This window comes from Lachnoclostridium sp. An196 (assembly GCF_002160135.1).
Taxonomy (GTDB): domain Bacteria; phylum Bacillota; class Clostridia; order Lachnospirales; family Lachnospiraceae; genus Hominiventricola; species Hominiventricola avistercoris.
Window position 1 is genome coordinate 411,493 of record NZ_NFJZ01000001.1, and the last position, 21,975, is coordinate 433,467.

The 21,975-nt window shown below is 52.3% G+C and carries 21 protein-coding genes; all 21 read left to right on the top strand.

The window, feature by feature from the left end:
* Positions 1-54: 54 nt before the first annotated feature.
* The gene (locus B5F29_RS01860; protein WP_087152969.1) at positions 55-1,293 is read left to right on the top strand and encodes an ethanolamine utilization protein EutH; all 1,239 of its coding nucleotides are present in this window, start codon (positions 55-57) and stop codon (positions 1,291-1,293) included.
* Positions 1,294-1,337: 44 nt separating this feature from the next.
* Positions 1,338-1,772, top strand: coding sequence for a cupin domain-containing protein (locus B5F29_RS01865; RefSeq protein ID WP_087152970.1), 435 nt, complete (start codon positions 1,338-1,340; stop codon positions 1,770-1,772).
* 39 nt (positions 1,773-1,811) lie between these two features.
* A complete protein-coding gene (locus B5F29_RS01870) occupies positions 1,812-3,044 on the top strand; it encodes a GNAT family N-acetyltransferase (protein WP_087152971.1) in 1,233 nt (410 codons plus the stop codon).
* Positions 3,045-3,061: 17 nt separating this feature from the next.
* Positions 3,062-3,631 (top strand): DUF2284 domain-containing protein, encoded by a 570-nt coding sequence (locus B5F29_RS01875; RefSeq protein WP_162608337.1) that lies wholly within the window; start codon positions 3,062-3,064, stop codon positions 3,629-3,631.
* Between the two features lie 162 nt (positions 3,632-3,793).
* Positions 3,794-4,261 carry a ribosome maturation factor RimP gene (gene rimP / locus B5F29_RS01880; protein ID WP_087152973.1) on the top strand — a complete coding sequence of 156 codons (468 nt, stop codon included), beginning with the start codon at positions 3,794-3,796 and terminating at the stop codon, positions 4,259-4,261.
* 17 nt (positions 4,262-4,278) lie between these two features.
* Positions 4,279-5,418: a transcription termination factor NusA gene (gene nusA, locus B5F29_RS01885; protein WP_087152974.1), complete on the top strand. Its 1,140-nt coding sequence runs from the start codon at positions 4,279-4,281 to the stop codon at positions 5,416-5,418.
* Positions 5,419-5,459: 41 nt separating this feature from the next.
* Complete coding sequence (gene rnpM, locus B5F29_RS01890) at positions 5,460-5,714, top strand: RNase P modulator RnpM (RefSeq protein WP_087153066.1); 255 nt, start codon at positions 5,460-5,462, stop codon at positions 5,712-5,714.
* Positions 5,701-6,039 (top strand): L7Ae/L30e/S12e/Gadd45 family ribosomal protein, encoded by a 339-nt coding sequence (locus tag B5F29_RS01895; RefSeq protein ID WP_242955551.1) that lies wholly within the window; start codon positions 5,701-5,703, stop codon positions 6,037-6,039. The genes rnpM and B5F29_RS01895 overlap by 14 nt, the downstream gene beginning before the upstream one ends.
* On the top strand, positions 6,029-8,695 hold the full coding sequence (infB, locus tag B5F29_RS01900; protein ID WP_087152976.1) for a translation initiation factor IF-2: 2,667 nt from the start codon (positions 6,029-6,031) through the stop codon (positions 8,693-8,695). Before B5F29_RS01895 ends, infB begins: the two co-directional genes overlap by 11 nt.
* Position 8,696: 1 nt before the next feature.
* Positions 8,697-9,074 carry a 30S ribosome-binding factor RbfA gene (rbfA, locus tag B5F29_RS01905; RefSeq protein ID WP_087152977.1) on the top strand — a complete coding sequence of 126 codons (378 nt, stop codon included), beginning with the start codon at positions 8,697-8,699 and terminating at the stop codon, positions 9,072-9,074.
* Positions 9,071-10,036, top strand: a complete 966-nt coding sequence (locus tag B5F29_RS01910) for a DHH family phosphoesterase (RefSeq protein WP_087152978.1) — start codon at positions 9,071-9,073, stop codon at positions 10,034-10,036. The genes rbfA and B5F29_RS01910 overlap by 4 nt, the downstream gene beginning before the upstream one ends.
* Positions 10,033-10,941: a tRNA pseudouridine(55) synthase TruB gene (gene truB, locus B5F29_RS01915; protein WP_087152979.1), complete on the top strand. Its 909-nt coding sequence runs from the start codon at positions 10,033-10,035 to the stop codon at positions 10,939-10,941. The genes B5F29_RS01910 and truB overlap by 4 nt, the downstream gene beginning before the upstream one ends.
* Entirely contained in the window at positions 10,938-11,873 is a 936-nt protein-coding gene (locus tag B5F29_RS01920) for a bifunctional riboflavin kinase/FAD synthetase (protein WP_087152980.1), read from the top strand. Before truB ends, B5F29_RS01920 begins: the two co-directional genes overlap by 4 nt.
* A 72-nt stretch (positions 11,874-11,945) precedes the next feature.
* Positions 11,946-14,540 carry a heavy metal translocating P-type ATPase gene (locus B5F29_RS01925; protein WP_143449105.1) on the top strand — a complete coding sequence of 865 codons (2,595 nt, stop codon included), beginning with the start codon at positions 11,946-11,948 and terminating at the stop codon, positions 14,538-14,540.
* Between the two features lie 10 nt (positions 14,541-14,550).
* Positions 14,551-14,814, top strand: coding sequence for a metal-sensing transcriptional repressor (locus B5F29_RS01930; protein WP_087152982.1), 264 nt, complete (start codon positions 14,551-14,553; stop codon positions 14,812-14,814).
* Between the two features lie 114 nt (positions 14,815-14,928).
* Positions 14,929-15,984 carry a C40 family peptidase gene (locus B5F29_RS01935; protein ID WP_087152983.1) on the top strand — a complete coding sequence of 352 codons (1,056 nt, stop codon included), beginning with the start codon at positions 14,929-14,931 and terminating at the stop codon, positions 15,982-15,984.
* A gap of 303 nt (positions 15,985-16,287) precedes the next feature.
* Positions 16,288-17,304 (top strand): ABC transporter ATP-binding protein, encoded by a 1,017-nt coding sequence (locus B5F29_RS01940; protein ID WP_087152984.1) that lies wholly within the window; start codon positions 16,288-16,290, stop codon positions 17,302-17,304.
* Entirely contained in the window at positions 17,291-18,262 is a 972-nt protein-coding gene (locus B5F29_RS01945; RefSeq protein WP_164488369.1) for an ABC transporter ATP-binding protein, read from the top strand. Before B5F29_RS01940 ends, B5F29_RS01945 begins: the two co-directional genes overlap by 14 nt.
* 54 nt (positions 18,263-18,316) lie before the next feature.
* Positions 18,317-19,966 (top strand): ABC transporter substrate-binding protein, encoded by a 1,650-nt coding sequence (locus tag B5F29_RS01950; RefSeq protein WP_087152986.1) that lies wholly within the window; start codon positions 18,317-18,319, stop codon positions 19,964-19,966.
* Positions 19,967-20,110: 144 nt separating this feature from the next.
* Positions 20,111-21,130 (top strand): ABC transporter permease, encoded by a 1,020-nt coding sequence (locus tag B5F29_RS01955; RefSeq protein ID WP_087152987.1) that lies wholly within the window; start codon positions 20,111-20,113, stop codon positions 21,128-21,130.
* Entirely contained in the window at positions 21,130-21,966 is an 837-nt protein-coding gene (locus B5F29_RS01960; protein ID WP_087152988.1) for an ABC transporter permease, read from the top strand. The genes B5F29_RS01955 and B5F29_RS01960 overlap by 1 nt, the downstream gene beginning before the upstream one ends.
* Positions 21,967-21,975: the final 9 nt, after the last annotated feature.

The following is a 21,975-nucleotide window of genomic DNA, read 5'->3' on the forward strand; positions in this document are numbered from 1 at the left end:
CACACTTCAAAGACAACAATGGGCCGTCCGGACGGGCGGCGAGAGGAGGAAAGTATGTTTCAGGAATTAATTGACAACATTACGAACGTGAGTGTATTTACGGACAGTATCTCAGAATGGATCAGCAACATCTCCATCAACTCTGTGATCATTTTGATTATGATGATCTTTATGCTGGTAGGAGCCATCGACAAGATCCGCGGAAATAAACTGGGATATGGCGAAAAATTTGACGAAGGTTTCAATGCGATGGGCCCGCTGGCGGCATCTATGGCCGGCGTTGTGGCGGCGGCTCCGGTATTGGCAATTATTCTGCAGCCGATTATCGTGCCGATCTACAGCCTGTTCGGCGCAGACGCATCCATGTTTGCCACCACGCTGCTGGCATGCGATATGGGTGGTTATCCGCTGGCAATGCAGATGGCAGGGAACGAAGCTATCGGTAACTTCTCAGGTCTGATCCTGGGAACCATGATGGGGCCGACCCTGGTGTTCACGATCCCGGTTGCGCTTTCTATTATTAAGAAAGAAGACAGACCGTATCTTGGCGCAGGTATCTTCGCAGGTATGATCACCATTCCGATCGGCTGTATCGTCGGCGGTCTGGTCATGAATCTGACTCCTTACAAGCTGGATGTCGTTACCATCATCCAGAACCTGATCCCGGTTATCATCATCGCGGCCCTGATCGTTGTAGGTCTGTGGGTAGCGCCGCTTAAGATGATCAACGGATTCAGCAAATTTGGTTCGGGCGTTACAATTGTTATCACCATCTTTACCGCTATTGCAGTATTTGAGTATCAGACAGGCATTAAGTTCCCGCTGCTCAACATCATGGTAGAAGCAGACGCGGACGGCGTAGTTCCTCTGGAAAATGGTCTTCTGACATGCGGTATCATCTCCATCGTGTTGATCGGAGCATTCCCGATGGTTGAGTGGATTACCCGTACCTTCGGCGGCGCCCTGGAAGCTCTGGGCAAGAAGTTCGGCATGAACGAACAGAGTTCTGCAGGTCTTGTGGCAACTCTGGCGAACAACATTGCCATGTTCAACATCATGGGCGATATGAATCCGAAAGGAAAACTGCTCAACGTGGCGTTCGCAGTCAGCGCGGCATTTGTATTCGGCGATCACCTGGGATTCACCGCAGGCGTGAACCAGGATATGATCCTTCCGATGATCATCGGCAAACTGGTTGCAGGCGTTACCGCATTTATCGTAGCCAACGCCCTGTCCGGCAAACTGCTTGAGAAGGTGGACGAGAGCCTTAAGGCGCAGGCAAAAGAAGACTGATAATCAGACGGACATAGAGCTGCCCTTGAAAGAAAGGATAAGATATGAACGTTAGCGAAGAATTGATCCGCGAGGTAGTTAAGCGGATCCTGGAGGAGTCCGCGAAAGCGGATTCCCCCAAGGAAGATTTTGTAAAAGAAAAAGATCCCAGCGGTATTATCAAGATTCAGACAAGCACTGTAAAGTGCGAGCCGTTCAAACAGGAGGGCGTGACGCTGAAGGATGTGGTGACGCTGGAAGAAGCTCCGCGTATGGGGTGCGGCATTATGGAACTGGATCATACCAGCTTCGAGTGGACGCTGACCTACGACGAGTACGACATGGTTATTGACGGCGTATTGGAAATTGAGATTGACGGCCGGGTGCTGACCGGAAATCCGGGAGATATTATCTATATTCCCAAAAACTCCCATATCCATTTCCAGACTCCGTCCAAGACGAGATACGCGTATTTTGTATATCCGGCAGACTGGCAGTAGGATAGAGGCAAATAATCAGAGAGAGAAGGTGCAGGAGATATGGAGATTCGTTTTGTAAGACCGGAGGAGGAAGCGCAGCTGGCAAGAAATATACAGACGGCTTTTCCCTCCAAGACACCCGAGTCTCTCTTAAATAACATGGGAAGCGAACTGGTAAAGCCTGATGAAGGACGTTACCTGGGCTGCTTCGACGATGACGGGACGCTGATCGGTTCCACGCTCCTGATGGATTTTCAGATGAATGTGCGGGGAAAGCTGATGAAAATGGGAGGCACTGCCTATGTGTCTACCAGTTTCCTTCATAAGAAGGAACACATCGCCAGAAATATGATCCGTGTGGGCATCGGCGTCTTTGCGAAAACCGGTACTCCGGTAGGGGCGCTGCACCCTTTTAATCCGGCGTTTTACGGAAAAATGGGATTCGGATACTGCAATGAGTCAGTAATGTATTCTCCAAAACCTCAGTATATCCGCTCTTACGGAGACAAATCCGGTCTGGCTTATGCCAGACCGGGAGATGAGGAAGAAATCCTGGAGTTTTATCGAAACTATGCACGGAAAACGCATGGAGCCACTATACATCCGTATATGGACAGACACAGGATCTTCGATATGCCTTATGTGGTGGTGTGCCGCAGAAACGGCAGGATCACCGGCTATCTGACCTTTGAATTTGTGGAAGTGGATCATTATACGGATATGTACCATGATCTGGCGGTCCGCGAGATTGTGTGCGAGGATATGGAAACGATGAAACAGTTTCTGACATTCTTTGCGTCACAGATAGATCAGATCGACCGCGTCAGAATCTACACCCATGAAGATAATTTCCACATGCTGTTCACCAATCCGGACAGCGGAGAAAATCGTGCTTTTGACGGCGCGATTCAGGAAGTGGGAAGGAAGAACATGGGTTATATGTTCCGGATCTTCGATGTAAAAGAATATTTCCGTCAGCAGAGCCACTGCGAGCGGCCGGCCGAACGGGAGTTTACGCTGGAACTGCAGGTGGACGACAATTTTGTGGAGGAAAACAGCGGAAGTCTGTATCTTCATGTAAAAAACAACAGCGTGAAACTGACAGACGGTCCCCGGGCAGATGTGGTTCTGCGGACAAATATTGCGGATCTTTCCTCTTTTGTTATGGGAGCGATTCCGCTGAGTGCGTTTCTCTGGACCGGAAGGATGACATGCAGCGACAGAAGCTATGAACAGGACATTCAGAATGCTCTCGGATGGAGCCGGAAGCCGAAGAATTATACTTATTTCTGATAGAAGAGGTGACGCGGATGACAAAAGTGGATGCAGGAACAGGACAGACAGAGATCCTGTCCAGGTATCTGGATAAAGATGATTTCCTGGATCGCTATATCCGCAGGGACGGTTCAGAAGAGGACTGCAGGCTTTGCCCTTATTATGGGAAACGCTGGTCCTGCCCGCCCGGACTTCCTCATGCTTACAGCTATCTGGAAAAGTATCAAAGCCTTTGTCTGGTGGCGCTGAAAGTGAATTATTCACAGGAGGTACGTGGAAAAGCGAAGGATAATCCGGAATACGCGGATCAGATCCGTGAAGAAGTGTATGAATCAGCCAAACGGAAACTGTTGATGAAGCTTCTGGAGCTGGAGAAAAGGATTCCGGGAAGCAGGACTCTGGGAGCGGGGCGCTGTATTCTCTGTGAGCATTGCACCAGGGAAGAAGGAAAACCCTGCAGACATCCGGAACTGAGACGGTATTCCATTACAGGTTTTGGCCTGGATTTCGGAAAGATTCTGGAAGAAGTTTTCGGACTCCCGCTTTTGTGGGCGGCCGATGGTCTTCCGGAGTATGATGTGGCAGTGGCGGCGCTGTTTTTTTAAAAAACCTTTGATTTTATGCTTGCATTTGCCGCAAGTTGTGCTATACTGAAAAAAGCATGATATGTAGACTGAAGAAAGGGGTGGACAAAAGTCCACTCCTTCTTATGTAAGCGGGTTTTTACAGTCCTTTTACATAAGAAGGAGTATAAAGGAGGATCGCAATTGACGAAGAGAGAGACTTACGAACAGAAAACGGAAGCGCTTCTTGCGCCGCTTCTTGAGGAGCACCGGTTTGAACTGGTGGACGTGGAGTTTGTAAAAGAAGCCGGGACCTGGTTCCTGCGCGCTTATATTGATAAGCCCGGCGGAATCACGATCGATGACTGTGAACTGGTCAGCAGAGCTCTGTCGGATCTGCTGGATGAAAAGGATTTTATCGAGGAAACTTATATCCTGGAAGTCAGTTCTCCGGGGCTGGGAAGACCGCTGAAAAAAGACCGGGATTTTGAAAGAAGTCTGGGAGAGTCCGTGGAAGTGCGGCTGTACCGGGCAATTGACCGACAGAAAGAATTTACAGGTATTTTAAAAGCCTGGAACAAAGAAACTGTGACTCTGGAATTTGAGGATGAAGCTGTTCTGGACATAGACAGGGATAATATCGCCCTGATCCGTCTGGCATTTGATTTTTAAGGAGGAAAAGACAGAAAATGAACACGGAATTAAAGATGGCTCTGGAGACGCTGGAGAAAGAGAAAGATATCAGCAAGGACGTCATGCTGGAAGCCATTGAGAATTCGCTGATTACCGCATGCAAAGGCCATTTTGGAAAAGACACGGATAATTTCCGCGTGGAAATAGACCGCGAAACCTATGATTTTCATGTATATGTGGAGAAAACCGTGGTGGAGCAGGTCGAGAATGATGTAACAGAGATCAGTCTGGCGGATGCGAAGCTTCTGGACAGTAAATACGAGATCGGTGATATTGTCAGGGAAGAGATCAAGTCTAAGGAATTCGGCAGGATCACGACTCAGAACGCAAGAAATGTGATCCTTCAGAAGATCCGTGAAGAAGAACGCAAGGTATTGTTTAATCAGTATTATGCAAAAGAGAAAGACGTGGTCACCGGAGTGGTGCAGCGTTATATCGGGAAGAATGTAAGTGTAAATCTGGGTAAGGTGGACGCGATCCTGAATGAGAACGAGATGGTAAAAGGCGAGGTGTATAAGCCGACAGAGCGTATTAAGGTATACATTCTGGAAGTGAAGGATACGCCGAAAGGTCCGAGGATTCTGGTATCCAGAACGCATCCGGAACTGGTGAAAAGGCTGTTCGAGTCTGAGGTGACGGAGGTCCGCGACGGTATCGTAGAGATTAAGAGCATTGCCAGAGAGGCAGGATCCCGTACCAAGATCGCCGTCTGGTCCAACGATCCGGATGTGGATCCGGTGGGCGCGTGTGTAGGTCTGAACGGCGCCAGGGTGAACTCCATTGTCAACGAGCTGAGGGGCGAGAAGATCGATATTATTAACTGGAATGAGAATCCGGCCCTGTTGATCGAGAATGCGCTGAGCCCGGCGAAGGTAGTCGTGGTACTGGCAGATCCGGAAGAAAAGACCGCGAAAGTGGTTGTGCCGGATTACCAGCTTTCCCTGGCAATCGGCAAAGAGGGACAGAACGCGAGACTGGCTGCAAGGCTGACCGGATTTAAGATCGACATCAAGAGCGAGAGTCAGGCAAACGCCATTGAAGGATTCTATGAAGGGTTCTATGATGACGATGAAGAGTATGAGATAGAATACGAGGGAGAGTACGAGGACGGCGAGACAGTTCCGGAAGAGTCATAAAGAGCAGGAGTGATAGATTGAGCGCAGCAAGAAAGATCCCGATGCGTCAGTGCATCGGATGCAGTGAGATGAAAAGCAAAAAAGAGATGATACGCGTCTTAAGGACAACAGAAGGAGACATCGTACTGGATGCTACAGGCAGGAAAAATGGCCGGGGCGCTTACCTCTGTAAGAATCCGGACTGCCTGGAAAAGGCGATGAAGTCCAAAGGACTGGAGCGGTCGCTGAAGACGGCGGTTCCGGAAGAAGTGTATGAGAAACTGGCGAAGGAGATGGAGCAGTTTGCAGAACCGTAAGGTATGGGGCTATCTCGGGCTTGCCGCCAGGGCAGGTAAGGCAGTGAGCGGAAGTTTCTGCGTGGAACGGTCAGTGCGCCGCAGGCGAGCGAAACTGGTGATCGTGTCGCAGGACGCTTCTGAGAACACAAAAAAGGCGTTTCGGGATTTATGTACTTACTATAAAGTACCGCTGTATATTTTTGGAAGCAGCGACGAGCTGGGGAAGACTTTGGGAAAAGAATTCCGCATTCTGGCAGCGATTGAGGACGAAGGACTGGCCAGGGCGGCAGCCGGCCAGCTGGAGCAGGAACCTAGTATCGGAGGTAGTAAGTATGGCGAATAATATCCGCGTGTATGAACTCGCGAAGGAACTGAATAAAACGAGTAAAGAAGTTATGGCCGTACTGGCAGAGAAAAATATTGAGGTGAAGACACATATGGCAACATTGGATGATAAGCAGGCGGAAATGCTCCGCGCAGAACTGGGTGGGAAAAAGGCTGAGAAAGAGGCAAAGCCCTCGCCGGCAGCTGAAGGCTCTCAGGAATCGAAGCCCGCGCCCAAGAAAAAGAAATTTATCGTGGTGCATAATCCGGAAAACAGCAGGGATAAGAAGAGCCCTGAGAGAAGAGTTCCGGTGAAACAGAACCGCCCGCAGCCGCCCAAAAAAGAAGCCGCGGTGAAGGCAGAGGCGGAGATCAAAAAGGCTCCGGAAGAAAAATCAGAGCCGAAAAATGAAAACAGACAGGGAAGCCGTCCGGCAAGACCAGCCGCCGGCGAGCGTCCGCAGGGAGAGAGAAACAATCGTCCGGAGCGTCCGCAGGGAGATCGGAACAACCGTTCTGAACGTCCGCAGGGAGACCGGAACAGCCGTCCCGGCCGTTCGCAGGGGGACCGCGGAAATTATAACCGCTCTGAACGTCCGCAGGGAGACCGGGGCGGGTATGGCCGTCCGCAGGGGGATCGGAACAACCGTTCCGAGCGTCCGCAGGGAGACCGGAGCAACCGTTCTGAACGTCCGCAGGGCGGACGCGGCGGACAGGGAGGAAGAAACAATCTGGGCCGCCAGATGAATAAAGCTTTTGATACCCCGGTGGAGACCAAACCGGAAAACAGAAGGTATGATAACCGGAATCATCAGAAGCAGGAAAAACAGTACAAAGACGAGGATATCAGCAAGCTGAAGAACCGCCCGGGGCGCTTTATCAAACCGGAAGCGAAGCCTCAGCCCAAAAAAGAAAACACCGAGCCGAAGAAGCTGCCGCTTCCGGAGACCATCAGTATCTCGGACCTGGCAGAGCGTATGAAGATCCAGCCGTCGGTTATTATCAAAAAACTGTTCCTGGAAGGGAAGATGCTGACTGTGAATTCCGAGCTGGATTTCGAAGCGGCAGGTGAGATCGCGCTGGAATATAACTTCGATCCGGAGCCGGAAGAAAAAGAAGATGTGATCGGCAAGATGCTGGAGGATCATGAGGATCCGGAAGAGTCTTTGAAGCCGCGGCCGCCGGTGGTTTGCGTCATGGGTCATGTAGACCATGGAAAGACCTCTCTGCTGGATAAAATCCGCCATACCAATGTGACAGACCGGGAGGCGGGCGGCATCACTCAGCATATCGGCGCTTATACAGTGTCTGTGAGCGGAAGACAGATTACCTTCCTGGATACGCCGGGACACGAGGCGTTTACGGCTATGCGTATGCGCGGCGCTAATTCCACGGATATCGCTATCCTGGTAGTCGCTGCGGACGATGGCGTCAAACCGCAGACGGTAGAGGCTATCAACCACGCGAAAGCGGCAGAAGTGGAGATTATTGTGGCGATCAATAAGATCGACAAGCCGGGAGCCAGCGTGGACCGCGTGAAGCAGGAGCTGACAGAGTACGGGTTGGTGGCGGAAGACTGGGGCGGAAGCACGATCTGCGTTCCGGTATCCGCGAAGACCGGCGAAGGCATCGGAGACCTGCTGGAGATGGTGCTCCTGACCGCTGATGTTCTGGAATTGAAAGCAAATCCGAAGCGTCAGGCCAGAGGACTTGTCGTGGAGGCAGAGCTGGATAAAGGAAAAGGTCCGGTGGCAACGGTTCTGGTACAGAAGGGCACGCTGCATGTGGGCGATTTCATCGCGGCAGGAGCGTCTTACGGAAAAGTCCGCGCTATGATGGACGATAAAGGACGCCGTGTGAAAGAAGCAGGGCCTTCTACTCCGGTGGAGATCCTCGGACTTTCCGATGTGCCTATGGCAGGAGAGATCTTCGTGTCTCCGGAGACAGATAAAGAGGCCAGACATTTTGCAGAGACCTTCATTAAGACGAGCCGCGAGAAGATGCTGGAGGATACCAAGATGAAGATGTCCCTGGACGATCTGTATTCCCAGATCCAGACCGGCAGCCTGAAAGAGCTGAACCTGATCATCAAAGCGGATGTGGCAGGTTCCGTGGAAGCGATGAAACAGTCTCTGCTGAAACTCTCCAATGAAGAGGTCGTGGTAAAATGTATCCATGGAGCGGTCGGAGCGATCAATGAGTCCGACGTGACTCTGGCCAGCGCGTCAGGCGCGGTGATCATCGGCTTCAATGTAAAACCGGACGCTGCGGCGAAAGATACGGCAGAGCGCGAGAAAGTGGATATTCATCTGTACCGCGTCATTTATGACGCGATCGCCGATGTGGAGCGCGCGATGAAGGGTATGCTGGATCCGATATATGAGGAGAAGGTGATCGGCCATGCCGAGATCCGTCAGATCTTCAAGGCTTCCGGCGTGGGCAATATCGCCGGTTCCTATGTCCTGGACGGTGTGTTCCAGAGAGGATGCAAGATCCGGATCAGCAGAGAAGGAAAACAGATTTACGAAGGTGAGCTTGCTTCCCTGAAACGTTTCAAGGATGATGTAAAAGAAGTAAAAGCGGGCTTCGAATGCGGACTGGTATTTGAAAAATTCAATGACATCCAGGAACTGGATATTGTCGAAGCTTATATAATGGTAGAGGTGCCAAGATAGAATGAGAAAAAACAGCATAAAAAATACCCGGATTAACGGCGAGGTACAAAAGGTGCTCGCCGGAATCATCCGGGGAGAGATCAAGGATCCGCGGATCCACCCCATGACCTCGGTGGTGGCGGTGGAAGTGGCTCCGGATCTGAAGACCTGCAAGGTCTATGTCAGCGTGCTGGGAGATGAGAAGGCACGTGAAGATACACTGAGGGGCTTAAGAAGCGCGGAGGGATATATCCGCCGCCAGCTGGCCCATGAACTGAACCTGCGCAACACACCTGAGATCACGTTTATTATGGATCAGTCTATTGCCTATGGAGTCAGTATGTCCAAACTGATCGATGAAGTGACCAGGGATATGGATATGGAGGATAATGAAAAATGATGCGGCTGGAAATGATATTGCAGAACGTACAGACTGTGGGGCTTGCCGGGCACATCCGTCCGGACGGAGACAGCGTAGGGGCCTGTGTGGGACTCTGGAATTATATCAAAGACAATTTCCCTCAGATCCGCGCGGATATCTGGCTGGAACAGCCCGACCGGAAATTTTCCATTCTGGAGGGGTTTGAGATGATCAGGCGTCCGGACGGACAGGATCGGAAGTACGATCTGTTTATATCGCTGGATGCTGCGGATCTGAAGCGTCTGGGCGATGCGCTTCCGTATTTTGAAAACGCAAAAAAAACAGTCTGCGTCGATCATCATATCAGCAATAAGGGATTCGCGGATGAGAACGTAATCGTTCCGGATGCCAGCTCTACCTGTGAAGTGCTTTTTCACATGATGGAGCCGGAACAGATATCCCGGGCTGCGGCGACTGCCATCTATATGGGAATCGCCCACGACACCGGCGTATTCCAGTACAGCTGCACGTCGCCGGATACCATGCGCGCAGCGGCAGTTCTGATGGAAAAAGGGATCCCTTATTCCAGAATTCTGGAGGAGACTTTCTACAAAAAGACCTATCTTCAGAATCAGGTTCTGGGAAGAGCGCTGCTGGAGAGCATGCTGCTTCTGGACGGAAGGTGCATTGTCAGCGCAACCAGGAAGAGAGATATGGAATTCTTCGGAGTGGGACCGGCGGATCTGGAAGGGATCGTCAGCCAGCTCAAACTGACAGAAGGTGTGGAGGTGGCGATCTATCTCTACGAGACCGGCAATCATGAGTACAAGGTCTCTCTCAGATCCAAGGAATTGGTGGACGTAAGCGAGATCGCGTCATATTTCGGCGGAGGCGGCCATGTGCGAGCGGCCGGAGTAACCATGCAGGGAACTTTTCATGATATTGTCAATAACCTGACACTGCATATCGAACGTCAGCTGACGGAGCAGGAGACAGAGTGAAAAACGGAATTATCAATATTTATAAAGAGCGCGGTTTCACTTCCCATGATGTGGTAGCGAAGCTGCGGGGAATTTTAAAACAGAAAAAGATAGGACATACAGGAACTCTCGATCCGGATGCGGAGGGAGTTCTTCCTGTATGTCTGGGAAAAGGGACGAAGCTCTGCGAACTGCTCACTGATCATGACAAGACATATGAAGCGGTGCTTCTTCTCGGGCAGTCTACCGATACGCAGGACGTAACGGGGACGGTGCTTGAACAGTCCGAGGTGCAGGTGACCGAAGAACAGGTGCGTAACGCCATCTCCGGATTTACGGGAACATACGATCAGGTGCCTCCCATGTACTCGGCGCTGAAAGTAGGGGGGAAAAAACTCTGCGATCTGGCGAGGGAAGGCAAAGAAGTGGAGCGGAAACCACGGCGCGTGGAGATTTATGAGATCCGTATTCTGGAGGTCTGTCTGCCCAGAGTGCGGATGGAAGTGTCCTGCTCGAAGGGGACCTATATCCGTACCTTGTGCCATGATATCGGAGAAAAGCTGGGATGCCACGGCTGCATGGAAAGCCTGTTGAGGACAAAAGCAGGCCGGTTCCTCCTGAAGGACAGCTGCCGTCTGGAACAGGTGGAAGAGCTGAGAGACGAAGGAAGACTGGATGAGATCATCCTGCCTGTTGACCAGGTGTTTGCATCCTGCCCGGAGACGGTGCTGCGCAGAGAATCAGAACGTCTGGGATACAATGGGAACGCCTTCGCCGCTTCAGATCTGGAAAAGGGAGCCGGTGCGGAAGGACAGGTCCGTGTCTACGATCAGGCGGGGACATTCATTGGTCTGTATGAATACCGGCAGGAAAAACATCTGTATTGTCCGGTGAAAATGTTTTATGAAAAGCGGGAGACGCCATGATTTATCAAACAGGAAAGACTGAATTTTATACAGAGGGACCTTCTGCGGTCAGTATCGGAAAATTTGACGGGCTGCACCGCGGGCATCAGAAGCTGATCGGACGGCTGCTGGAGCAGAAAAAGAAAGGGCTTCAGACTGTGATATTTACTTTCGAAAAAAATCCCACCAGACTTCTCTCCGGGTTGTCAGGGAAAAATATCCTGACCAACGAAGAACGCCGCAGGATGCTGGAGGAGGCGGGCATTGACCGCCTTCTGGAATGTCCGTTTGTCCCGGAGATCTCCCATATGGAACCGGAAGATTTCGTGGAGGAAATACTGGTGCGCCAGATGAAGGCGGCCTACGTGGCTGTAGGCAGAGACTGCGGATTCGGATATCAGAGGCGGGGGGACAGCAAGATGCTGGTCAGCCTGGGAGAAGAATACGGATTTCTGACCGAAATTATTCCGAAAGAACAGAGTCACGGTCAGGATATCAGCAGCAGCTATATCCGGGAGGCTCTGCATGAAGGAAATATTCCTCTGGCAAATGAACTGCTGGGATACCCGTATTTTGTCAGCGGAGAGGTGCTGCATGGCCGCCAGATCGGCAGGACGCTGGGACTTCCGACTACAAATCTTCTGCCTGCGCCGGAGAAACTGCTCCCCCCCAACGGGGTGTACCTGACCAGAACCGTTCTGGATGAGGGAGAATACTGCGGCATCACCAACGTGGGATATAAGCCCACAGTGGGCGGCGAGACAAGAAAAGGCGTGGAGACCTATCTTTTCGATTACAGCGGAAACCTGTACGGCCGCTTTTTGAAAGTGGAATTTCTGGAATTCCGGCGTCCGGAACAGAAGTTCGGGTCCCTGGATGAACTAAAATCACAGATACTTTCCGATGTTCACTGGGGAAAGAATGTTCTGATAAATCAAAAGTCAAAGACCTAGTCCGCTCTTGACAAAAGCAGGGAACTGTGCCATATTAATAACAGGACACCCCGGTGGGGTGTTTGAAAGGAGATGGCACAGGTGAAACAAAAGTTTGATGTGACCGGCATGAGCTGCAGTGCCTGCAGCGCTCATGTAGAAAAAGCAGTCAGCAAAGTGCCGGGCGTAGACCGTGTCCAGGTCAATCTGCTCCAGAATACCATGGAAGTGGAATACGAGCAGGGGGCTGCGGACGCGGATAAAATCATAAACGCCGTGCAGGAGGCAGGATACGGAGCTTCCGTGCGCGGAGGACAGAAAGACCAGGCAAAGGAGAAGAATGAGCTTCAAAAGAAGACCGCGGACGAAGCGCGGAAGATGAAGCACCGTCTGGCATGGTCGATCGCGTTCCTGCTTGTTCTGATGTATGTGTCCATGGGACACATGTTTGGATGGCCGCTGCCGGGGATTCTGCTGGGAGAGAAAAATGTAATGGTGTTCGCGCTTACCCAGCTTTTCCTGACGCTTCCGGTCATGTATCTGAATCGAAAATATTATGAGAACGGTTTCCGGTCTCTGCTTCACGGCGCGCCCAATATGGACACGCTGGTGGCGATGGGTTCCACGGCAGCCGCAGGCTACAGTGCCGCGCAGCTGTTTGTCATGGGCTATGAGCTGGGAAGAGGAAATCTGGAAGCGGCGCACATGAGCGCGATGAACCTGTATTTCGAGTCGGCGGCCATGATCCTTGCGCTGGTGACCATAGGGAAATACATGGAGAGCCGCTCCAAGAGCCATACCTCCGATGCGTTGACCAGGTTGATGGACCTGGCGCCTAAAACTGCTCTGGTCTTACGGGACGGCAGGGAGATGGAGATCCCTTCCGAAGAAGTACAGCTGGGCGAGACAGTCATTGTAAAACCGGGGCAGTCGATACCGGTGGACGGTATTCTCATAGAAGGAACAGGAACGGTGGACGAATCTGCCATTACCGGCGAGAGTATTCCGGTGGAGAAAAAAGCCGGAGACCGGGTGACCGGAGCGACTGTGAACAGGGCCGGATATTTTCATATGAAGGCAGACCGGGTGGGCGAAGATACGACGCTTTCCCAGATTATCCGTCTGGTGGAAGAAGCGGGAGGATCCAAAGCTCCTATCGCAAAACTGGCGGACAAAGTAAGCGGTATCTTCGTACCGGTCGTGATCACGATCGCGCTGATTACCATTGCGGTCTGGCTGCTGGCAGGACAGAGTTTCAGCTTCGCGTTGGCGTCCGGAATCGCCGTGCTCGTGATCTCGTGTCCGTGCGCGCTTGGCCTGGCTACCCCTACGGCAATCATGGTTGGAACCGGCCGCGGGGCAGAGCAGGGCATCCTGATTAAATCCGGCGAGAGCCTGGAGACGGCCCATCTGGTAGACACAGTGGTCCTGGATAAGACGGGAACCGTCACCCAGGGGCGTCCGGAGCTGACGGATATCCGGACCGCGGAAGGCGTACAGGAGCAGGAACTCCTGATGCTGGCCGGTTCTCTGGAGCAGGCGTCGGAGCATCCGCTGGCGGAAGCCATTGTAGACGGAGCGAAAAAACGCGGCGTACCCCTGGAAAAGGTAGAAGATTTTTCCGCTGTGTCAGGACAGGGAGTGCTGGGAACAGTCCGGGGCAGGAAAGTACTGGCGGGAAACCGGAAGATGATGGAAGAAAACGGCATCAGTACGGAGAACTTAAAAGAGGCTGCCGGATTACTGGCAGAAGCGGGAAAGACAGCGCTCTATATCGCGGCGGACGGTCGTCTCCTGGGACTTGTGGCCGCGGCTGACCAGGTGAAAGAAACCAGCGCGCAGGCGATCCGTGAGATGGAAAAGATGGGGCTTTCCGTGGTTATGCTTACCGGCGACAACGAACGGACCGCAAAGGCGATTCAGAGACAGCTGGGCATCAGCAGGGTTGTGGCGGAGGTCCTTCCCCAGGATAAGGAAAGAGAAGTGCGCAGGCTGCAGGAAGAAGGCCATAAGGTGGCCATGGTCGGCGACGGCATCAACGACGCGCCCGCTCTTGCCAGAGCCGATGTGGGTATCGCGATCGGGGCAGGCACGGATGTGGCGATTGAATCTGCGGATATTGTGCTGATGAAGAGCGACCTGCTGGACGCGGCGGCAGCCATCCAGCTCAGCCGGGCGGTGATCAAGAATATTAAAGAGAATCTGTTCTGGGCGTTCTTTTATAATGCGCTGGGCATTCCGCTGGCGGCGGGAGTCTTTTACCCGTTTCTGGGATGGCAGTTAAGTCCTATGTTCGGAAGCGCGGCCATGAGCTTCAGCTCTGTGTTCGTAGTATCGAACGCGCTGCGCCTGAAAGGATTCCGTCCTTCTTTCCGAAAGAAAAAAGAATTGACGGCATGCCCGGTTCCTGCGGCAAAGGCAGAGACCGGGGTTCCGGATACAGAACTGGAAAACAATACAGAGCGTAAGGAGGAAAAGAAAATGAAGAAGACGATGAAGATTGAAGGCATGATGTGCGGACACTGCACCGGCAGAGTGGAGAAGGCACTGAACGCGCTGGATGGCGTACAGGCTGAAGTGAGTCTGGAAGACAAAGCGGCTTATCTGACCATTGACGGGGATGTCAGCGACGACACGCTGAAAAAAGCAGTGGAAGACGAAGGCTATCAGGTCGTCGGCATCGCGTAAGGAGAGAGGCATGCAGGCGGACCGGAAAAAGATTGAACGTCTCTTAAAGACTGCGAAAGGTCAGATCGACGGGATTCTGCGCATGGTGGAAGAAGACCGGTATTGCATGGATATATCGGCTCAGGTCATGGCGACAGACGCCATCCTGCGGAAGGTAAATAATGAAATCATACGTGCCCACATGAAGGGATGTGTGAAAGAAGCTATTCTGGAAGGAACCGGAGATGAGAAGATCGATGAGCTGATGGCGGTGGTAGATAAGCTCACAAAGTAGTAGAAAGAAGTAGAAAAATAGAATCAGACATTGACAAAAACTCCTATGTGTTATAGAATTGTATTCGAAATGTAATAAATGTAATAGTTCTGTAATAATTATAGGAGTTTGTCTATGTTCGTATTCAATAGTAGAAATAAAAGATGGATCGGAAGCATGGGAGCGGTCCTGATGGGAGCCGCGGTTGTATGCGTGCCGATGGATGTACAGGCGTCCGGAGCGCTGGGAAGCAGCAGTCAGGTCGGCATATCCGCGGATCTGGAGGCAGTGGAAGATACTTCAGTCCTGGAAGTAGCCATGAACGATATCGTGATCTCCGAATTCAATCTGGACGGATATTCCAATCTGGGTATCGTAACGGTTTCCGAAGGAAAAGTCAATATTCGCGAGACCCCTTCCACAGACGGCAAGATCGTTGGAAAGATCGGAAAAGACGCTGGCTGTGATGTGCTTGGCGAGGAAGGCGAATGGCTTCACATCAGATCCGGAGAAGTGGAAGGCTATATCAAGGCAGAGTACGTGCTGACCGGTACAGACGCGCTGCAGCAGGCGTCCACGCTGCTGAAAAAGGTGGCAAAAGTAACCACCGACGGTTTGAAAGTGAGAACAGAACCGAATACCGAGTGCGAGATTCTGGATATGGTTGGATCCGGACAGAATTTTGACGTGCTGGAAGAGTTGGACGGATGGGTTCGCATCGATCTGGACGGTGAGACCGGATATCTTTCCACAGATTACGTGGAAGTGGGATCTCAGCTGGACGAAGCGCTGACGATTTCCGAGCTGCTCTACGGCGAAGGCGTCTCGGATGTGCGCGTGGCGATTTCCGACTATGCGAAGCAGTTTATCGGCAATCCTTATGTATGGGGCGGCACCAGCCTGACGAATGGCGCGGATTGTTCCGGCTTCGTACTGTCTATCTTCAGTCATTACGGCATCAGCCTGCCGCATTCTTCCAGAGCGCAGGCGAACTGCGGAACGACGATCGGTACCAGCGAATTGCTTCCGGGCGATCTGGTATTCTACGGAAACGGTTCCGGTATCAACCATGTAGCTCTCTATGTGGGCGGCGGACAGGTAGTGCACGCCAGCAACGCGCGCGTGGGCATCACGATTTCCAGCGTGAACTACAGAACTCCGGTGAAAGCGGTCAGACTGATTCAGGATTGATTGCTGCTATAATTACAGAAAGAAATACCCTGCGGCAGGATACTTCCGGTGTTATATTTAAAGATATCCGGAACTGCCGCAGGTTTTTTATGCGCAGAAAATTTTTGGCAATTAATCTCTTTTAGGGGAACATGGAAATCTGTGTATTGAATTGTGAGGGAAAATGTGATATCTTTGTAACTATGTTGAAAGAATTCGCGGCTTTATACATTGTATGCGCTATTGATTTAAACTGATAAAGTGATAGCAGAGTCCAATGGTCAGGCCATACAGAAGTACAGTGGAAAAGAACGAGAGGAAATCATGAAGCAGTCAGAGACAGTATTGGAAATCAAAGATCTGTGTGTGGAATTTCAGACGGTCGAAGGAAAAGTACAGGCGGTCGATCATCTGAACTATACCTTACATAAAGGAGAGAAGCTGGGAATCGTGGGAGAGAGCGGAAGCGGCAAGAGCGTGTCGTCTCTGGCGGTTCTGCAGCTGATTCCCAATCCGCCCGGACGGGTTACGGGAGGCGAGATCCTGTATAAAGGGAAGGATCTGGTTAAACTTTCCGAAAAAGAGATGCAGAAACTGCGGGGAAACGAGGTGTCCATGATTTTTCAGGAACCTATGACTTCTCTGAATCCTATTATCCAGTGCGGAAAGCAGATCGCGGAGTCTCTGAGACTTCATAGGGGTATGAACAAAAAAGAGGCCATGCAGGAAGCTGTGAATATGATGAGGGCAGTGGGAATCGCCAATCCGGAAGTGAGAGCTCATGAGTATCCGCATCAGATGTCCGGAGGTATGCGTCAGCGTGTGATGATTGCCATGGCGCTGGCCTGTCAGCCGCAGATCCTGATCGCCGATGAACCCACGACGGCATTGGATGTGACGATTCAGGCGCAGATTCTGGATCTGATCCGGGACCTGAACCGGGAGATGAACACTGCCGTGCTTTTCATCACCCATGATCTGGGTGTGGTGAGCGAGCTGTGCGATACAGTGATCGTGATGTATACGGGCCATATCGTGGAGCAGGCTCCGGTCAGAGATCTGTTCCGGGATCCGAAGCACCCGTACACAGTGGGACTTATGAGCGCGATTCCTGCGATCACAAAAGAGAGAAAGCCGCTGCAGACCATCGAAGGCATGGTGCCGAATCCTACGGAAAAGATCGAAGGATGCAGTTTCTGGCCCAGATGCCCGCATGCATCGGAGATATGCAAGAAACAGGAACCCCCGGTAGTGCACATGGGAGAGGAGCGCCTGGTCAGGTGCTGGCTGTATGCCGGAGAAGAAGAGAAGACGGGAGGTCCGGACGATGGCGGAAAATGAAAAAGAAACGCTTGTAAGAGCGGATCATGTAAAAGTATATTTTAAAGGAAAAAGCCGAAAGGACGGAACCGTCAAGGCGGTGGACGATGTAAGTCTTGACATCCGGAAAGGCGAGACTTTCGGTGTGGTTGGAGAAAGCGGCTGCGGCAAAAGTACGCTGGGACGCACGCTGATCCGCCTGATCGATCCGACGGACGGACATATTTATCTGAACGGAGAAGACATATCCAAACTGAAGGGCGCAGATCTGAAAGCCATGCGTCGGAAGATGCAGATTATCTTCCAGGACCCGTCAGCCTGTCTGAATCCGAGAAGAACGGTGCGCCAGATTCTGATGGAGCCGTTTGAAATACACAAGATGGATAAAGACCAGGATGTGGAGGCGCGGATTATGGAACTTCTGCAGCTGGTCGGTCTGGATTCTTATCATCTGAGCCGTTATCCGCACGAACTGTCCGGCGGTCAGAAACAGAGGATCGGGATCGCAAGGGCGCTGGCGCTGAAACCGGATCTGATCGTATGCGATGAGGCAGTCTCGGCGCTGGATGTGTCGGTGCAGGCGCAGGTGCTGAATCTGTTGCAGGAACTGAAGCAGAAACTGGGGCTGACCTATTTCTTTATTTCCCACAATCTGAATGTGGTGTATCAGGTCAGCGACCGGGTGGGAGTTATGTATCTGGGAAAGATGGTGGAGATCGCCGATTATGATCAGCTGTATGAAAAGCGTTATCATCCTTATACGGAAGCGCTGCTTTCCGCGATTCCCCAGGTAAATCAGGAGGACCGGAAAGAAAGAATTCATCTGGAAGGAGAAGTCCCCAGCCCGACGGATCCGCCGTCCGGGTGCAGATTCCATACGCGCTGCCCGAAGGCCTGCGACCGCTGCAAAGCGGAAGAACCTGCGCTTCGGGAGATCGCTCCTGGACATCTGGTCGCCTGTCATCTATACGACGCGTAGAGAGGAGATACTGCCGGATAACCGGCGTCTCAATAGATTTAAGGAGGTTTTGTTATGAAAAAGAAACTTTTGGCTGCGGTGCTGTGTCTGGCTATGGCCCTTACGACCGCTGCCTGCGGAAGCAGCAGCGATTCGGCCGACAGCAGTGAACCGGCAGCAGAAGGAACGACGGAAGACACTGCTTCCGGAAGCTCTTCAGATGGCTCCAATACGGTGGTAGTGGCTATGGGATCCGGTTTTTCCACTCTGGATCCGGGTTATGTATATGAAAAATATCCGCCGCTGATTATGAACGCATGTTATGAGAACCTGTTCAAGTTCTATAGCAACGATGGCGCGCCGGAACCGTGTCTTGCCGATACGTATGAGTTTTCCGACGACAACCTGACTCTGACGGTGAATCTGAAACAGAACGTAACGTTTGCCAGCGGCAATCCCATGACGTCCGCTGACGTGGCGTTCAGCATCAACCGCTGCAAGAACCTGCAGGGCAATCCGTCTTTCATCTGCGACACGATCGAGAGCATCGAAACACCGGATGATTATACGGTAGTATTTCACCTGACCCAGCCGGACAGCGCTTTCCTGTCCAAACTGACTTACAGCTCCCTGGCTGTGCTGGACAGCGAAGTTGTAAAGGCGAACGGCGGTACGGATGCGGAGGACGCGTCCTCTACAGATACCGCGCAGGCTTATCTGAATACTACCAGCGCAGGTTCCGGTATGTATGTGATGACCAGCTACATTCCGGATCAGGAAGTGGTGCTGGAGAAGAACCCGAACTATTGGGGAGAGGCTACCAATGTGGATAAATATATCATTCAGATCCAGCCGGATTCCAATACCCAGATGATGACGCTGTCCACCGGAGATATCGATGTGGCCATGAACATGACCGACGATACCATGGCGGAGCTGGAAGGCCAGGAGAACATCCAGATCATCAATGGCGCAACCAAGACCGTAGGATTTGTGATGATGAACATGAATGAAGAGTACGGCGGACCGGTATCCAATCCGCTGGTACAGCAGGCGATCCGCAAGGCGCTGAACTATGAGAACTTCCAGACCATCTGCGGCGAAGGTTCTACGACTCCGTATTCTCTGATTCAGGTAGGTTTCATGGGAAGCAAGGGAGAAAGACCTACGGATTACACCAATGTGGAAGAAGCCAAAGAACTGCTGGCAGAGGCAGGATATGCAGACGGATTCGACATCGATCTGACCGTGTGCGATCTGGATATGGAGGGCATCCTTCTGACCGACCTGGCGCAGCTTGTGAAATCTGACCTGGCGCAGATCGGCATCAACGTAAATATCGTATCCCAGCCGTGGGCGGCAGGATATGGCGACGCTTACCGCGACGGAACGCTGGGATTCACCGTGATGTACTGGGCAACCGACTACAACGATCCGAACGTACAGATTGAGTTCCTTCCGGGCAAAACGGTAGGCGTGCGTGCAGGCTGGAGAGAGGATATGGATCCGGAACTGGCAGCTCTGTATGACGAGGCTCTGAACGCAACCGACAACGACGCGCGTATCGCTGTTCTGGAGCAGATCCAGGACGCGATGTATGAGGACGGACCGTTTATCTTTGTGGTGCAGGCTCCGGCTCATATCGCATATAATACCAGGCTTGAGGGCGTAGCGATCTCTGATCCCTACTCTCTGGACCTGACTTTGATCAATATTGCAGAATAAACCGTCTTATAAATGGAGAGTCCGCGCAAAAGCGGGCTCTCCCTGCGGACGGCGCGCGGCGGGTCCTGCCGTGAATGCAGGGATGCCCTGCGCTGACGGAAAGATCCGACAGGCAGATTTTCAAAAGAAAAAGAGAGGTGCTGTATGGAACAGTTGAAATTCATAGGGAAACGGCTGCTGTATCTGGTCGTCATGCTGTTGGGAGTGGCGACGCTGGTATTCATCCTGACCAAGATGATTCCGGGAGATCCGACAGTGGCGAATCTAAGCCAGAGAGCATTGAGCGATCCGGAAATCGTGGCGGCTTACCGCGCCAGGTACGGGCTGGATCAACCGTATATTGTCCAGTATTTTCTGTATATCAGAAATCTGCTGCAGTTTGATCTGGGTACGTCGATCCGTACCAACAATCCGGTGCTGCAGGAATTGCTGCGCTGCTATCCGGCTACAATCGAACTGGCCCTGTTTGCGATCATTATCGCCGCGCTGCTGGGGATTCTGTTCGGAGTGATTTCCGCGATCCGCAGAAACAGTATCCTGGATCAGATCGTGCGCGCGATCTCAGTGACGGGCGTCAGCATTCCCAGTTTCTGGTTCGCGCTGCTGATGCTGTATTTTTTCTATTATAAGCTGCATATCTTCCCGGGCCCGGGACGCCTGAGCAACACATTCTCGGCTCCTGCCACGGTGACGGGAATGTATGTAATTGACAGTCTGCTGGAAGGAAATCCGGCGAAGGCGCTGGATGCGCTCAGCCATCTGTTCTTGCCGGCGCTGGTGCTTGCCATGTTTACCATGGGCCTGATCACCAGGACGACCCGTTCCAATCTGCTGGATGTGATGTCCACCGATTATATCCGTACTGCAAAGGCAAAGGGTCTTGGCAGGGCGAAGCTGATCCTGCGCCATGCCCTGGGCAACGCGCTGATCCCGGTTCTGACCGTGATCGGTCTGGGCCTGGGCAATCTGCTGGGCGGCATGGTGCTGGTGGAGACGATCTTCAACTGGCCCGGAGTGGGACAGTTCGCCTATGAATCGGTCATGTCGGCGGATTATCCCTCGATCATCGGTGTGGCATTGCTGATCGCGCTGAATTATATGGTGATCAATACGGTGGTGGACATCCTGTATGGACTGATCGACCCGAGAGTGAGGTGTAAGTAATGCTGCATGCGATTAAAAAACTGTTTAAATCCAATTACCTGTTTACTCTGGGCGTGGTTATCTGCCTGGCGTGGATCCTGGCGGCGATTTTTGCGCCGGTGATCGCGCCGTATGACCCGATTGCCCAGGATCTGACGCTCCGCCTGCAGCCGCCGTCAGCGGAACACTGGTTCGGAACGGATACTTTCGGACAGGACATATTCAGCCGTGTCATTTACGGTGGAAGATACTCGCTGCTGGCGGGATGTCTGACTGTGGTGATCGCGGGGATCATCGGCACCTTCTACGGCGCCATCGCCGGATATGTGGGGGGCAGGACGGACAATATCATGATGAGAATCTCCGAGATGATTCTTTCCTTTCCGTCGCTGGTCCTTGCCATGATCATCAACGCGGTGCTGGGTTCCAACCTGTTCAACACCATGTTCGCGCTGGTAGTGGTGGCCTGGCCGACTTACGCGCGTCTGATGCGCAGCGTGGTGCTGAGCGTGAAAGAAAACGAATATGTGACGGCGTCGGAAGCTCTGGGAGCGTCGAGACTCCGTATTCTGGTCAAAGAGATCATACCGAACAGCATCAGCTCGGTGCTGATCATGGCGACCACAGATATCGGAAATCAGATCCTGATGTTCTCCACCCTGAGTTTTCTGGGACTGGGAAGCGCGCCGCCTACGCCGGAATGGGGCATGATGGTTTCTGAAGGCGTGGATTATTTTAATAAATTCTGGGTGGCCGGATTTCCGGGGCTGGCGATCTTCACTATGGCCGTGGGCGCCAACTTTATCGGCGACGGACTTCGGGATCTCCTGGATCCGAAACTGAGAAAACAGTTCTAAAAGGAGGTG